Genomic DNA, 13,570 nt, shown 5'->3' with positions numbered 1-13,570 from the left:
CCGGTCGCGGGTCCGTCGCCGCGGCCCGTCCACACCGTGTCCCGCGGGTTCCACCCCGTGCTCGACCGCCTGCTCCACGTGCTCCACGCCGCGAGCCTAAGCGCCGCGTGCGCAGGTGACGGGTAGCGTCACCGACGTGAGCCTTGCCAGTCGTCGTTGTTCGCGTACGGCGTGCGGTCGCGCGTCCGTGAACACGCTGACCTACGTCTACGCCGACCAGACGGCCGTCCTCGGTCCGCTGGCGACCTACGCCGAGCCGCACGCCTACGACCTCTGCGACGTGCACAGCGAGCGGCTGTCCGCGCCGCGTGGGTGGGAGGTGCTCCGACTCGCTCCGGACCCGCGCGCCCAGGGCCCCAGCACCGACGACCTGCTCGCGCTCGCCGACGCCGTGCGCGAGGCCGCCCGACCGGCGCCGGCGCCGGTCCCGCTGCACTCGACCAGCGACCCGAGCCGCGGCGCCAAGCGCGGGCACCTGCGCGTCCTCACGCCCACCGACTGACCCGGACAGCTCTGGCCTAGGATCAGCGGCGTGAACATCGACCCCCAGCTGCTGAGCATCATCGTCTGCCCGGCCTGCCACGGACAGCTCGAGCCCGAGGTCGTCGACGGCGCCGACGAGCTGGTCTGCCAGGGGTGCGGCAACGCCTACCCCGTGCGCGACGACATCCCCGTCCTGCTGGTCGACGAGGCCCGCAAGCCCGCCTGATGTCCACCTGGTTCGACGAGGCCCGTCTCGATGACGCCGGCGTGCTCGAGACCGTCGACCTGCGGCTGCGCACCCTTGCCGAGAGCGGTGCGCGGGTGCGACGCGAGGCCCACGAGGCGGCGTCGGCGACGGCGGAGCTGATCGCCCGCGGTCGCGACGAGGCCCGTCCCCGCGCCGTGATCGCCGCCGGCCCCGACTCGCGCCTGCTGCGTGCGGTGCTGGAGCCGTGGTGCCCGGTGCCGTTCGTGGCGTGGCCCACCCCCGGCCTGCCCGGCTGGACGGGCTCGCTCGACCTGGTCGTGATGCTCGCCCCGGAGGGCAACGACCACGGGTCCGCGTCGGCCGTCGCCGAGGCCGTACGCCGCGGCGCGCAGGTCGTCGTCGCCTGCCCCGAGCGCTCCCTGGTGGGCGAGCACGCTGCCGGACGGCACGTCACGGTGCTGCCGACCGTGACCGGTGACCAGCTCGCCACCGCGGTCGTGATGCTCGACTACCTCGCCCACGTGCACCTCGGTCCGCGCGCCGACGCGGCGTCGGTCGCGGAGTCCCTCGACCAGGTCGCCACCGACTGCTCGCCCCACCGCGACCTCGCGGTCAACCCGGCGAAGATGCTCGCGATCGCGATGGCCGACACCAACCCGCTCGTGTGGGGCGGTTCGGTCCTCGCTGCGCGTGCGGCCCGTCGCCTCGCCGAGTCCCTGCGCCGCACCAGCGGCCGCTCCGCCATCGCCGGCGACGCCGAGCACCTGCTGCCGGTGATCGAGGCGACCAAGCCGCACGACGTCTTCGCCGACCCGTTCGCGGAGGACGCGGCCGACCTGCGCCCGCTGCTCCTGATCCTCGACGACCGCTCCGACGACCCGGTCGTGCGCGAGCAGGCGGGGATCCTGCGCGCTGCCGCCGCGCGGCACGGCGTACGCGTCGAGACGGTCGACACCGATGCCGACGCCGAGGTGGCGCGCTACGCCTCGCTCCTGCTGACCGGCACCTACGCGGCGGAGTACCTCCGGGTCGGACTCGTCGAGGACTAGGTGGGTTGATCCGCCCGACGGCGGGTAGGAGGCGGCGGCACGCAACCGCATCCGACTCCTCAGGAGAATTCATGACCCGCACGACCCTGTCCCTGGCCGGTTCCCTGGCCACCGCCCTGCTGCTCGTGACCGCGCCCGCCTCGCAGGCCGCCGTCACCGCGAAGGACGCTCCGAAGCAGGAGGACATCGTCACGGCGTTCCCCGAGCTCGCCGACGGCCAGTTCTCGACCGAGAAGGTGAAGAACATCGGTCAGCCCGGGAAGACCTGCGACGCGATCGTCCGGGTGAAGGTGAAGTCCGGCAGCTACACCACGGGCTCCTCGACGACGACGGTCTACCCGATCGTGCTGACCAGCGCGGTCGAGATGAAGTCCGAGGCCAAGGCCAAGGCCTACATGGCGACCTACAGGAAGTACGCCAAGAAGTGCACGACCTACACCGAGCCCACGACGAGCTCGACGGTCACCGTCAGCAAGGGCAAGACCTTCCGCTTCGGCGACGAGTCCCTGACCGTCGACACGCAGTCGGCCTTCGACACGAGCACGAACTACTCGAGCTCGGTGCTGACCCGCGACGGCAAGCGGATCAGCACGATCGTCGTCGTCGACGACGCGGCGGTGCCTGCGTCCAGCGTCAAGCCGCTTGCCAAGGTCGCTGCCAAGAAGCTGAAGTGACGGCCTGACGACGCGGGAGCCCCGGAGCATTCGGCTCCGGGGCTCCTGTCGTCATGAGGGGCGGCCGAGCTGCATCCCGAGGACGAGCGCGTCCGTGCCGTGGACGTACGCCGTCCGCTCGAGCTCCATGCCCAGCGACCGGGCGACTCCCTGCGACCGGGTGTTCTCCGGACGGATCAGGGCGACGAGGTGCTCGACACCGTGCTCGGCCGCACAGTCGCGTACGGCTGCGGCCGCCTCGCGGGCGAACCCGTGCCCGCGCATCTCCGGCACGAGGTGGTAGCCGACCTCGACGTGGGGGGTGCCCTCGACGTCCTGCACCGTCAGCCCGCAGTCGCCGACGAACGTGCCGTCGTGGGTCTCCACGACCCACAGCCCGAAGTCGTGCTCGGCGTAGTTGCGCTCCTGCCACTCGACCCAGCGCACCGCGTCGTCGCGCGTGCTGGGCGGACGGTCGCCGCGCATCGGGTCGAAGGCGACGAGCATCGCGAGGACGTCGTCGACGTCCGCCATGGTCATGGCGCGGAAAGCGAGGCGTTCGGTCGGCTGAGGTAGCACGGCGTCAGGCCAGACGCGTTCCGGCCGGCGGATCCTGGTCGACGTCGGCCCACACCTCGACCAGCTCGACGAGGCGGCCCTCGCGGACGGTCGCGAAGCTCGCCACGGCGAAGACCAGCTCCACGCCTCCGTCGCCGCGCCCGACGACCTTCGCGCGCAGGACGCCACGGTCGCCGTCCGCCACGAGGTCCTTGAACAGCATCCGCTCGAAGCCGGGGTAGTCGGCGTTGAACCGCACCCACTGCTCCCGGTCGAAGACCTCCCCGGTGTGGACGAGTCGGCAGGTGAAGTCGGGGTGGAGCAGGTCGGGCAGGGCGTCCCAGTCGTGTGCGTCGATCACGCTGGCGAGGCGGGCGAGGAGGGTCGCGGCGTCCATCAGCGCTCCACGCAGAACTCGTTGCCCTCGGGATCGAGCATGACGACCAGGTCGTCGTGGTCGTCCTGGTCGCCCCGGACCCTCGCGCCGAGCCCGACGAGCCGTTCGCGCTCCTCGACGAGGTCGCCCATCACCCGGAGGTCGAAGTGCTGGCGGTTCTTCGCCACCTTGCCCTCGGGCACCTTCTGGAACCAGAGGCTCGGCCCGCCCCACCCGGCCGGCTCGACCCAGGCCCGCTCCGGCGTGCTGTCCTCGTCGACGTTCGAGCCGAGGGCCGCTGCCCAGAACTCGGCGACGACCAGCGGCTCGTGGCAGTCGAACGTCACGGACTTGATGAACGACGTCATCGCTCTCCTCCTGCTCGCGCCCTCGCGCTCGCGTACTGGTCGAGCGCCAGGTCGAAGTCGGCCTCGTCGAAGTCGGGCCACAGCTTCGGGCTGACGTGCACCTCGGCCTGCGACGCCTGCCAGGGGAAGAACCCCGACAGGCGCTGCTCGCCGCTCGTCCGGACGACGAGGTCGATCTCCTTCACCGGCCCGCCCGGCAGGTGCGCGGTGATGTCGGCGGGCTCGATCACGCCGTCGGCGACGGCGCCGGCTCGTACGGCTTCCCGGATGCCGGCCACGATGTCCGCCCGCCCGTCGTACCCGATCGCGAGGGTCACGTGCCCCGGCCGGCCCTCGGTCCGCGCCTCCGCGCGCGTCAGCGCCGCGGCGGCGTCGGCGGGGAGGAGGCCGAGGTCGCCGGTGACGTGCAAGTTCCAGTGGCCGGTGCGTTCGACGAGCCCCGGGAGCACGCGTGCCACGAGCCCGAAGAGGAAGTCGACCTCGCTGCTCGAGCGCTTGCGGATGTTGTCGGCGGACAGGACGTAGATGCTGACGTGATCGATGCCGCGGGCCTCGCACCAGCCGAGCAGGTCCTCGATGTGGTCGGCGCCCGTGCGGTGTCCCTCGCTCGGGCTCGCCAGCCCCGCGAGCCGGGCCCAGCGCCGGTTGCCGTCCATCACGACACCGACGTGACGTGGTCGGAGGGTCCCGCGGTCGACGGTGGTCACCCCGTCATCCTGTCCGACGGCGGCGCGCGCCACCACCGGCCACTGCCGGGTGCGATGAGTCCATGCCGACACCTTGTCAGCCGGGTCGTCCGTGCTCACCGATCGTGCGGCGGGTGTCGTGCCAGGCGTGGTGCGCGAGGAGCGGGGCGATCGGTGTGCGGCGCGAGCCAGCCGTACGCCGCCGACGCAGGCCGTCGACGACCCGCGCGGGCGCTCGCACCTGCGCGAGTGCCTCGGTCTTGGTCATCAGCGTCCCGGTGGCGATCGTGGTGCGCGCCCGAGCCATGCTCACGAGGGCGAGGTCGGCGTGCCGTGAGTCCAGGAACAGCCACGGTCGACGCACTGCCCACGACCAGTAGCCGGTGAGCTCCTCGCGCACGGCTGCCTTGATGTCGTCCCTCGACATCGGTGCGAGCAGGGCGGCGGGGTCACGACCGAGCAGCGGACGTCCGATGTCGAGCAGCTCGGCACGGACCATCGAGGACAGACGACGCTCGACGAGACGGCCGTGGGTCCACGTCGGGTGCTCGACTCGGAGGTCGTCGAGCCGGCTGCCGTCGACGTACGCGCAGCCGAGCGCACTCCCGGGCCATGTCGCGTCGAGACGGCGGTGCACCCGATCCACCTCGCGCAGGCGGCTGGCGTCGAGCGGTCGTGTCGTGATCGCGACGAGGTCGATGTCGCTCACGCCCGGACGGTGGTCCCCGGTGGCCAGCGACCCGTGCAACCAGAGGTCGCTGACCCAGCCCCGCTGGGCGAGCTCAGCGGCGAGCGCATCGACGGCGGGGTGCTCCATCACGCCATCCTCGCGCACCTGTAGCCCGCCGGATGGTTCGCGCGGCGGGCTGACGGGGCGGGGTCATGGTCGTGCGGGTGGGTCCGGCTCGATCGGCCGCGTGCCAGTGCGATCCCGGCAGTATCGGTGGCCATGGGGGCTGGTCCACTCGTACGCGCCTGGTCCGGTGACGCGGTAGCGCCAGGCCGAATGGGTCTTGAGGCGGTGGTGGAACCGGCACAGGCAGGCGAGGTTCCGCGTGCTCGTGGGGCCGGGCTGTGACCTGCCTTCGGCCTCTGCCTGGTGGTCGTACTCGACGACGTGGTCGACGTCGCAGCCGCGGGCCGGTCTCGTGCACCACGGGAACACGCAGGTGCGGTCGCGGAGGATGACCTGTTCGCGGATCCGGTCGGGGATCGCGTAGCCGGGCGTGGACAGGGCGGTGTTGAGGTCGATGACGGGCTTGATGGTGACCTTCGTCCGGGAGTCGCCGCACCAGGACTGGACCTGGTCGAGCAGCAGGAGCCGCTGGCCCTCTTCGAGCCGGCCGGTGGGACCGAACACAGTGGTCTCGCCGACCGTGCCGGCATCGAAGTGGGCGTGGAGGACGACTTCGCGTGCAGCGGGGAGTCCGTCCTCGGTGGTTGAGGTGCGAGCGGAGCGAGCCTCGACACCACCACTCGCGAGGTCCAGCGCGGTCTGGGTGCGAGCGAGGTCGCCGAGGGCCTTGGACCGGCGGACGTCGAGGGACTCGGTGGAGCCGAGGGCCTTCTGCTCGGCGGCCTTGCGTGACAGGGCCTTGTCGAGGTCGAGGGAGTCGGCGATGTCGAGCTCGGCCTCCCACCGCATGGTGCCCGCGAAGTGCACGTCCTCGTCATGCAGGGTCGCGTGGCGCGGGTCGACGGACAGGTAGCCGTCCTCCGGATCCGCGGCCGGATCGGCCGGGTCCTCGGGTGCGAGGTCGTAGCGCTTGATGGTCTCCGCGACAAGCCGGTCGAGCTGCGCGGGACCAATGCGTCCCGCGACCGCCGCGACCTGGGCGTCCACGAAACCGGCGGCCTCACGGGTCAGGGCGGGCGTCGAGTGGATGGTCGCCTCGGCAACCGACCGTGCCCGCCACGCCGGCACGTGACCGGCCTGGACCTGCGCCCACAACCGCGGCAGCCGGTGGCGCAGCTCGAGGGCATGGCCGATGAGCTTCTTCGCCGACGTCGACGAGATGCCGGGGACAGTGCCGAGCTCGGCGACGCAGAACTCCGCCACCAGCGGACAACCCTCACCGGCGAGCGGCTCCTCGTGGTCCGTGCCCGGGACGGTGAACGCTGCAGCGGAATGGATCGACTCCGGCGGGTGCAGGTCGGCCCACTGGGCGGCGAGGTCCAGCTGACGAGCTGCTTCGGCGTTCTCCAGGTCGCGAGAGGCGCGGATCGAGGCGAGCAGGTCCGAGCCGGTGAGGGCGTCTACCCCACCTGTTCCGGGTGCTGCCAGCTTCTCGATCATGTGTTCGATTCTACGCCTGGCCACCGACATTCGCTGCCGGTGGACGGGATCTGTGGAGAGGTCGTGTGGTGCGGTGTCGACCTGTGACCTGGCCCGCCTGATCGTCGCGCGCGGCGGCGGCAGACAATGCGGGGATGGGTGTCGACGTCGTCGTGCTGAACGTGGGTCGAGCGCGGGCAAGACGAGCATCGGTCGGTGTCTGCAGGCCCTGCTGCCCCGACCGTGGCTCCTGCTGGGCGTCGACGACCTCATCCACGTCGCCCCGCCGTCGTCGGTCTCCTACGGTCCGCAGGGGGAGGTGGTGCTCGGTGGCGGGTGGCGCGCGCTGGAGTCCGCCTGGTCGCGTGGGGTCGCGGAGATGGCACGAGCGGGAGCAGGAGTGATCATCGACGACGTCTTCCTCGACGGTGCGGCCTCGCAGCAGCGCACGGGAGTGCACCTCGCAGGGCTGGAGGTGCTGTGGGTCGGGGTCCAGTGCGCCCCCGAGGTGGCCGCGGCTCGCGAACGTGCACGCGGCGACCGTCCCACCGGGATGGCCGCAGGGCAGGCCACGGCAGTCCACCGTGGTGTCGTCTACGACCTCGTCGTCGACAGCGGCACCGCGTCGCCCGACGAGTGCGCAGGCCTCATCGCTGAGCGAATGGTGTGACCCCCCAGATGCCACCGCAGACGAGCCGCGCGTGGTCGGCGAGGTCCGAGGGTGACGTCGTCGGGCGAGGCTAGTGTCCAGCCATGCCTCCGTCGGTGCTCCGTGCGATGCGCGTCGAGGACGTCGCGATCGTGATGGACGTCCAGGAACCCGCGTCGGTCGCCGGGCTGTCCGGGGTGTTCCCGCAGGACACCCATCCCTTCCCGCGCGACGTCCTCGCCGACCGCTGGCGGGAGGAGATCGCGGACCCGGAGATCGAGTGCTTCGTGATCCTGCGCGACGGCGAGATCGCCGGGTTCGCGGCGGTCTCGGGCGCCGAGGTCAAGCACTTCGGGGTCGCGCTGGAGGAGTGGGGCAGCGGACTGGCGCACGCGGCGCACGACGAGCTCCTCGAGCGGATGGGGACGGCCGGGGTCGAGCGACCGTGGCTCCGCGTGTACGCCGCCAACCCGCGAGGACGCGCGTTCTGGGAGAAGGTCGGCTGGGCCGACACGGGTGAGCGGGCTCCCGGCGCAATGCCGCCACACGCCGCGCAGCTCATCTACGCCTACGACGCAGGATCGTCCGCTTCCGGACCCAGCGTGGCCACATGACGTACGAGACGCGGTTGCTCGCTCCGGACACGTGGGACGACTTCGCCGCGCTCGTCGAGGCCAACAACGGCGTGTGGGGCGGATGCTGGTGCATCGGCTTCCACCCCGAGGGCCTCGCAGGCGATGCGGAGGACCACCGCCTCGCGAAGCGTGCACACACCGATGCAGGCACCGTCCGCCAGGTGCTGGTCTACGACGGCGAACAGGCCGTCGGCTGGTGCCAGTTCGGCACCCCTGACGAGCTGCCCCACATCAAGAACGTCAAGGCCTACGAGAAGGACCTGGTCGAGCTCCCGCGCTGGCGGATCGGCTGCATCTTCACCGGAAGCAAGCATCGTGAGAAGGGCGTCGCGCGAGCCGCGGTGACCGCGGTCCTGGAGGAGATCCGCACGGCCGGCGGGGGAGTCGTCGAGGCCTACCCGGAGCAGGTCGACGACCGCTTGCCGCAGCGCGGCGCGTACCTCCACACCGGACCCGAGACGCTCTATGCCGACCTCGGCTTCGTCCGCGACCGGCAGATCGCGAAGTGGCGTTGGGTCATGCGCCGCGAGGTCGACGGCGGCTGACCGGGGGAGCCGCCGATAGGCTGCAGCCCCGACCCCACGACCCGAAGGATCGCCCATGGCCGGCGGACTGTTCGCCCTCCTCGACGACGTCGCCGCACTCGCGCGCATCGCCGCTGCCAGCGTGGACGACGTGGGTGCCGCGGCTGCGCGCGCCAGCGCCAAGGCAGCCGGCGTGGTCGTCGACGACACGGCCGTGACGCCGCAGTACCTCCAGGGGTCCGCGGCCGCACGCGAGCTGCCGATCATCAAGAAGATCGCCATCGGCTCGCTGCGCAACAAGCTCCTCTTCATCCTCCCCGCGGCCGTGCTGCTCGGGCAGTTCCTGCCCTCGCTGCTGCCGGTGATCCTGATCTTCGGTGGCGCGTTCCTGGCCTACGAGGGCGCGCACAAGGTCCACGAGAAGCTCACCGGCCACGCGACCGAGGCCGACGAGGACATCTCCGAGCAGGGCGAGCTCAGCCCCGAGCACGAGGCCCGCACGATCGCCCAGGCCATCCGCACCGACTTCATCCTCAGCGCCGAGATCATGGTCATCGCGCTCAAGGAGGTCGTCGGGTCCGACCCCGACGCCAGCATCTGGATGCGGGCGATCGTGCTGGGCGTGGTCGCGGTCCTGATCACGGTCCTCGTCTACGGCGTGGTCGCCCTGATCGTGAAGATGGACGACGTCGGCCTGCACCTCGCCGGGAAGCCGTCCAAGGCCTCCCAGCGCATCGGGCTCGCGCTGGTGTCGGCGATGCCGCGGCTCCTGGCGGCGATCTCCTTCATCGGCACCCTGGCGATGCTCTGGGTCGGTGGCCACATCTTCCTGGTCAGCCTCTACGAGATCGGCGGGCACGACGGCCTGCTCGAGGGCACCGGGCTCGGCGACGTGCTGCACGCGCCGTACGACCTCGTGCACCACTGGGAGGTCGACGTCCACGACGCCGTCGGCGGGGCGCTCGGCGCCATCGCCGGCTGGCTCCTCAACACGGTCCTCTCCGCGATCGTCGGCCTGGTCGTCGGCGGCATCATCCTGGCGGTCCTGATGGCGCTGGGCATCGGCGGTGGACACGGTGGCGGGCACGGTGGTGGGCACGCTGCGGACGAGGCCGGCGAGCACGGTGACGCCGCTCACGAGGATTCTCCGAATCGCTGATCCCAGTCCTACCCTCGTGATGTCCGCGCGGGAGATCCCGACTACGCACAGATGTGCGGCGCAGACGGCCTCTTCCGCACCAGGAGAACACTGATGGACTTCAACGTCGCTGACCTCAGCCTCGCCGCCTACGGCCGCAAGGAGATCGAGCTCGCCGAGCACGAGATGCCCGGCCTGATGGCCATGCGCGAGCGCTACGGCAAGGACCAGCCGCTCGCCGGTGCCCGCATCGCCGGCTCGCTGCACATGACGATCCAGACCGCCGTGCTGATCGAGACCCTCGCGGCTCTTGGCGCGGACATCCGCTGGGCGACCTGCAACATCTTCTCGACCCAGGACCACGCCGCCGCGGCGGTCGTCGTCGGTCCGCCGGCCAAGGGGGGCACCCCCGAGGACCCGCAGGGCGTCCCCGTCTTCGCCTGGAAGGGCGAGACCCTCGCCGAGTACTGGGACGAGGCGGAGAAGGTGTTCGACTTCGCCGAGGGCGGCCCCAACATGCTGCTCGACGACGGCGGCGACATCACCATGCTGCTGCACCTCGGTGTCGAGTACGAGAAGGCCGGCGCCGTGCCGTCGCAGGACTCCACCGACAACGAGGAGTTCAAGGAGGTGCTGCGCGTCCTGGCCCGCTCGCTCGAGAACGACCCGCAGCGCTGGACCAAGCGCGCCCCGATGGTCAAGGGCGTCTCCGAGGAGACCACGACCGGCGTCTTGCGCCTCTACGAGCGCTTCAAGGAGGGCACGCTCCTCTTCCCGGCGATCAACGTCAACGACTCGGTCACCAAGTCGAAGTTCGACAACAAGTACGGCTGCCGCCACTCGCTCATCGACGGCATCAACCGCGCCACCGACGTCATGATCGGCGGCAAGGTCGCGGTCGTCTGCGGCTACGGCGACGTCGGCAAGGGCTCCGCGGAGTCGCTGCGCGGCCAGGGCGCCCGCGTCATCGTCACCGAGATCGACCCGATCTGCGCGCTGCAGGCCGCGATGGACGGCTACGAGGTCAAGCGCCTCGAGTCGGTCGTCGAGACCGCCGACATCTTCATCACCACGACCGGCAACTTCGACATCATCACCGTGGAACACTTCCACAAGATGAAGCACCAGGCGATCGTCGGAAACATCGGTCACTTCGACAACGAGATCAACATGGCCGGCCTGGCCAGGATCCCCGGCATCGTCAAGGACGAGATCAAGCCGCAGGTCCACCAGTGGATCTTCCCGGCCGAGGACGACAAGCCCAGCAAGAAGATCATCGTGCTGTCCGAGGGCCGCCTGCTCAACCTCGGCAACGCGACCGGCCACCCGTCGTTCGTGATGTCGAACTCCTTCACCAACCAGGTGCTGGCGCAGGTCGAGCTGTTCTCGAAGGCCGACGACTACGAGCTCGGCGTCCACGTGCTGCCCAAGCACCTCGACGAGGAGGTGGCCCGCCTGCACCTCGACGCCCTCGGCGTGGAGCTCACCGAGCTCACCAAGGAGCAGGCCGCCTACCTCGGCGTCGACGTCGAGGGTCCCTACAAGTCGGACCACTACCGCTACTGACGCGTGTCCGGATACCGGGTTCCAGCGGGGACCCTGTCCCTAGACTGGACACCATGACCGACCTTGCCGAACCGGCGCGCGGCAGCGTGCTCGTCGTCGACGACGACGCCTCCCTGGCGGAGATGCTCTCCATCGTCCTCCGCCAGGAGGGGTTCGACAGCCGGATCGTCGGTCGCGGCGACATCGCGCTCGACGCCTTCCGCGACTACAAGCCCGACCTGGTGCTGCTCGACCTCATGCTGCCCGGCAAGGACGGCATCGACGTCTGCAAGGAGATCCGCGCCGAGTCCGGCGTGCCGATCGTGATGCTCACCGCGAAGGGCGACACCGTCGACGTGGTCGTCGGCCTCGAGTCCGGCGCCGACGACTACATCGTCAAGCCGTTCAAGCCCAAGGAGCTCGTCGCCCGCGTCCGTGCGCGCGTACGCCGCAACGACGTGTCCAACGACGAGGGCCTCACCATCGGCGACGTGTCCATCGACGTCGCCGGGCACTCGGTCACGCGGGACGGCGAGCCGATCAACCTGACGCCGCTCGAGTTCGACCTGCTCGTCTGCCTGGCGCGCAAGCCGTGGCAGGTCTTCACCCGCGAGGTGCTGCTCGAGCAGGTCTGGGGCTACCGGCACAGCGCCGACACCCGCCTGGTCAACGTGCACGTCCAGCGGCTGCGCTCGAAGGTCGAGCACGACCCGGAGAACCCGGAGGTCGTGGTGACGGTGCGTGGCGTCGGCTACAAGGCCGGCAAGTCCTAGGGCCGTCGACGATGAGCAACAGGTGAGCGGGCTCGACCGGCTGCCGCAGTTCCTCCGCCACGGGCCGACGTTCTGGCGGCGGTCGGTGCAGGCGCGCGTGGTGCTCAGCACGATGGTGCTCTCCGCCCTGGTCGTCGGCATCGTCGGCGCGTTCCTCATCCACCAGACGCGCGACGGCCTGCTCGAGAACCGGGTCGACGCGGTCGTGCAGGAGGCCGAGGGCGAGACCGAGACGGCCCGCCAGCAGCTCGCCGCGGCCGCTCCCCTCGAGGTCGACGAGTCCGCGCAGCAGCAGGCCCTCGTCGAGCCGATCATCGCGCGCGGCTCGAGCCGCGGCTTCGCCGTGGTCCTGTCGCCACCGATCGCGGACGGCGTACGCCTCGCCGACGGTGGTGCCAAGTTCACCGAGGGCCTCGACCTCGCGAGCGTGCCGGAGTCGCTCCAGGCGCGGTTCGACTCGGTGTCGTCCACGGCGTGGACCTACACCGACATCCGGACCTCGGAGGAGATCACCGGCCTGCCGGCAGGTCCTGGCGTGGTCGTCGGGAGCCAGGTGCGCCTCCCCGCCGACAACAACACCTACACGCTCTACTACCTCTACTCCCTCGACGAGCAGCAGCGCACGCTCGCGCTCGTGTCCCGCGCGATGCTGGTCGCCGGCGTCCCGCTGCTGCTCCTCGTCGCCGGGCTCACCTGGCTGGTGACCCGACAGGTCGTCACGCCGATCCGGATGGCGCGCCGTGTCGCCGAGCGGCTCGCGGCGGGCCAGCTCCAGGAGCGGCTGCGCGTGCGCGGCGAGGACGACCTCGCACGCCTCGCCACCTCGTTCAACCAGATGGCCTCCAACCTCCAGAAGCAGATCCGCCAGCTCGAGGAGCTCAGTCGGCTCCAGCGCCGGTTCGTCTCCGACGTCTCCCACGAGCTGCGGACGCCGATCACGACGGTCCGCATGGCCAGCGACGTCATCCACGACGCGCGGCCCTTCCTCGACCCGGTCACCGGGCGGGCGGCCGAGCTGCTCCAGAAGGAGCTCGACCGCTTCGAGACGCTGCTCGCCGACCTGCTCGAGATCAGCCGCTTCGACGCCGGCGCCGCCGTCCTCGAGGCCGAGGACGTCGACCTGGTCGACGTGGCCCGCCGCGTGGTCGACATGACCTCGGTGCTGGCCGCGCAGCGCGACATCCGCGTCGTCGTGCACGACCCCGGCGTGCCCTGCGTCGCCGAGGCAGACGTACGCCGTGTCGAGCGCATCGTGCGCAACCTGGTCACCAACGCGATCGACCACGCGGAGTCGCGCGACGTCGAGATCTTCATCGGCGCCGACCTGCAGTCGGCGGCGATCGCCGTTCGCGACCACGGCATCGGGCTCGGACCGGGGGAGTCGGCGATGGTCTTCAACCGGTTCTGGCGCGCCGACCCCGCCCGTGCCCGGACGAGCGGCGGCACCGGGCTCGGCCTGTCGATCTCCCTGGAGGACACCCACCTGCACGGCGGCTGGCTGCAGGCCTGGGGACGTCCCGGCGAGGGGGCCCAGTTCCGGCTGACCCTGCCGCGCCACCTGACGACGCAGCTGCGGCACTCGCCGCTCCCGCTCGTCCCCGACGACGCCCGGGAGACCGCATGATGATCCACCCCACGACGTTCTTCTCC

At 71.0% G+C, this 13,570-nt stretch carries 17 protein-coding genes; 11 read left to right on the top strand and 6 right to left on the bottom strand.

Going from position 1 to position 13,570, the window contains the following annotated elements:
- Positions 1–136 precede the first annotated feature (136 nt).
- From JI751_RS13330 to JI751_RS13315, 4 genes are all read left to right on the top strand, one after another.
- Positions 137–502, top strand: a complete 366-nt coding sequence (locus tag JI751_RS13330) for a DUF3499 domain-containing protein (protein ID WP_201937350.1) — start codon at positions 137–139, stop codon at positions 500–502.
- A 30-nt stretch (positions 503–532) separates the two neighbouring features.
- Entirely contained in the window at positions 533–709 is a 177-nt protein-coding gene (locus JI751_RS13325) for a Trm112 family protein (RefSeq protein ID WP_307814204.1), read from the top strand.
- Positions 709–1,740 carry an SIS domain-containing protein gene (locus JI751_RS13320; RefSeq protein ID WP_201937348.1) on the top strand — a complete coding sequence of 344 codons (1,032 nt, stop codon included), beginning with the start codon at positions 709–711 and terminating at the stop codon, positions 1,738–1,740. The genes JI751_RS13325 and JI751_RS13320 overlap by 1 nt, the downstream gene beginning before the upstream one ends.
- Positions 1,741–1,811: 71 nt before the next feature.
- Entirely contained in the window at positions 1,812–2,414 is a 603-nt protein-coding gene (locus JI751_RS13315; protein WP_201937347.1) for a hypothetical protein, read from the top strand.
- A gap of 51 nt (positions 2,415–2,465) precedes the next feature.
- On the opposite strand, the gene JI751_RS13310 is transcribed toward JI751_RS13315, so the two are convergent.
- The 6 genes from JI751_RS13310 to JI751_RS13285 all read right to left on the bottom strand — a co-directional run bounded on the left by JI751_RS13310 (position 2,466) and on the right by JI751_RS13285 (position 6,677).
- The gene (locus tag JI751_RS13310) at positions 2,466–2,933 is read right to left on the bottom strand and encodes a GNAT family N-acetyltransferase (RefSeq protein ID WP_201937344.1); all 468 of its coding nucleotides are present in this window, start codon (positions 2,931–2,933) and stop codon (positions 2,466–2,468) included.
- Positions 2,934–2,976: 43 nt separating this feature from the next.
- A complete protein-coding gene (locus JI751_RS13305; RefSeq protein ID WP_201937342.1) occupies positions 2,977–3,348 on the bottom strand; it encodes a nuclear transport factor 2 family protein in 372 nt (123 codons plus the stop codon).
- The gene (locus JI751_RS13300; protein ID WP_201937340.1) at positions 3,348–3,695 is read right to left on the bottom strand and encodes a VOC family protein; all 348 of its coding nucleotides are present in this window, start codon (positions 3,693–3,695) and stop codon (positions 3,348–3,350) included. Before JI751_RS13300 ends, JI751_RS13305 begins: the two co-directional genes overlap by 1 nt.
- A complete protein-coding gene (uppS, locus tag JI751_RS13295; protein ID WP_201937338.1) occupies positions 3,692–4,402 on the bottom strand; it encodes a polyprenyl diphosphate synthase in 711 nt (236 codons plus the stop codon). The genes JI751_RS13300 and uppS overlap by 4 nt, the downstream gene beginning before the upstream one ends.
- A 76-nt stretch (positions 4,403–4,478) precedes the next feature.
- On the bottom strand, positions 4,479–5,198 hold the full coding sequence (locus tag JI751_RS13290; protein WP_201937328.1) for a nucleotidyltransferase domain-containing protein: 720 nt from the start codon (positions 5,196–5,198) through the stop codon (positions 4,479–4,481).
- A gap of 63 nt (positions 5,199–5,261) precedes the next feature.
- Positions 5,262–6,677, bottom strand: a complete 1,416-nt coding sequence (locus JI751_RS13285) for an HNH endonuclease signature motif containing protein (protein ID WP_201937326.1) — start codon at positions 6,675–6,677, stop codon at positions 5,262–5,264.
- Between the two features lie 73 nt (positions 6,678–6,750).
- Between JI751_RS13285 and JI751_RS13280 the strand changes: the two genes are divergently transcribed.
- From JI751_RS13280 to mtrB, 7 genes are all read left to right on the top strand, one after another.
- Positions 6,751–7,326, top strand: coding sequence for a chloramphenicol phosphotransferase CPT family protein (locus JI751_RS13280; protein WP_307814200.1), 576 nt, complete (start codon positions 6,751–6,753; stop codon positions 7,324–7,326).
- An 83-nt stretch (positions 7,327–7,409) separates the two neighbouring features.
- Positions 7,410–7,919: a GNAT family N-acetyltransferase gene (locus JI751_RS13275; RefSeq protein ID WP_201937322.1), complete on the top strand. Its 510-nt coding sequence runs from the start codon at positions 7,410–7,412 to the stop codon at positions 7,917–7,919.
- On the top strand, positions 7,916–8,485 hold the full coding sequence (locus JI751_RS13270) for a GNAT family N-acetyltransferase (RefSeq protein WP_201937320.1): 570 nt from the start codon (positions 7,916–7,918) through the stop codon (positions 8,483–8,485). The genes JI751_RS13275 and JI751_RS13270 overlap by 4 nt, the downstream gene beginning before the upstream one ends.
- Before the next feature lie 55 nt (positions 8,486–8,540).
- Positions 8,541–9,623, top strand: a complete 1,083-nt coding sequence (locus JI751_RS13265) for a DUF808 domain-containing protein (protein WP_201937318.1) — start codon at positions 8,541–8,543, stop codon at positions 9,621–9,623.
- Between the two features lie 93 nt (positions 9,624–9,716).
- Complete coding sequence (ahcY, locus tag JI751_RS13260) at positions 9,717–11,168, top strand: adenosylhomocysteinase (RefSeq protein WP_201937316.1); 1,452 nt, start codon at positions 9,717–9,719, stop codon at positions 11,166–11,168.
- A 53-nt stretch (positions 11,169–11,221) separates the two neighbouring features.
- On the top strand, positions 11,222–11,920 hold the full coding sequence (gene mtrA / locus JI751_RS13255) for an MtrAB system response regulator MtrA (protein WP_201937314.1): 699 nt from the start codon (positions 11,222–11,224) through the stop codon (positions 11,918–11,920).
- 22 nt (positions 11,921–11,942) lie between these two features.
- Positions 11,943–13,544: an MtrAB system histidine kinase MtrB gene (gene mtrB / locus JI751_RS13250; protein WP_307814198.1), complete on the top strand. Its 1,602-nt coding sequence runs from the start codon at positions 11,943–11,945 to the stop codon at positions 13,542–13,544.
- The last annotated feature ends 26 nt before the right edge of the window (positions 13,545–13,570 follow it).

Origin of the sequence: Nocardioides baculatus, assembly GCF_016735675.1 — a bacterium.
Taxonomy (GTDB): Bacteria; Actinomycetota; Actinomycetes; order Propionibacteriales; family Nocardioidaceae; genus Nocardioides; species Nocardioides baculatus.
This window is presented reverse-complemented; position numbering and strand designations above follow the sequence as displayed.

Excerpts from the sequence above, each read along its gene's own strand:
- JI751_RS13265 (WP_201937318.1), top strand. The coding sequence starts at position 8,541 with ATGGCCGGCGGACTGTTCGCCCTCCTCGACGACGTCGCCGCACTCGCG.
- ahcY (WP_201937316.1), top strand. The coding sequence starts at position 9,717 with ATGGACTTCAACGTCGCTGACCTCAGCCTCGCCGCCTACGGCCGCAAG.
- JI751_RS13300 (WP_201937340.1), bottom strand. The coding sequence starts at position 3,695 with ATGACGTCGTTCATCAAGTCCGTGACGTTCGACTGCCACGAGCCGCTG.
- JI751_RS13305 (WP_201937342.1), bottom strand. The coding sequence starts at position 3,348 with ATGGACGCCGCGACCCTCCTCGCCCGCCTCGCCAGCGTGATCGACGCA.
- JI751_RS13285 (WP_201937326.1), bottom strand. The coding sequence starts at position 6,677 with ATGATCGAGAAGCTGGCAGCACCCGGAACAGGTGGGGTAGACGCCCTC.
- JI751_RS13270 (WP_201937320.1), top strand. The coding sequence starts at position 7,916 with ATGACGTACGAGACGCGGTTGCTCGCTCCGGACACGTGGGACGACTTC.
- JI751_RS13310 (WP_201937344.1), bottom strand. The coding sequence starts at position 2,933 with ATGACCATGGCGGACGTCGACGACGTCCTCGCGATGCTCGTCGCCTTC.
- JI751_RS13315 (WP_201937347.1), top strand. The coding sequence starts at position 1,812 with ATGACCCGCACGACCCTGTCCCTGGCCGGTTCCCTGGCCACCGCCCTG.
- JI751_RS13275 (WP_201937322.1), top strand. The coding sequence starts at position 7,410 with ATGCCTCCGTCGGTGCTCCGTGCGATGCGCGTCGAGGACGTCGCGATC.
- JI751_RS13320 (WP_201937348.1), top strand. The coding sequence starts at position 709 with ATGTCCACCTGGTTCGACGAGGCCCGTCTCGATGACGCCGGCGTGCTC.
- mtrA (WP_201937314.1), top strand. The coding sequence starts at position 11,222 with ATGACCGACCTTGCCGAACCGGCGCGCGGCAGCGTGCTCGTCGTCGAC.
- JI751_RS13290 (WP_201937328.1), bottom strand. The coding sequence starts at position 5,198 with ATGGAGCACCCCGCCGTCGATGCGCTCGCCGCTGAGCTCGCCCAGCGG.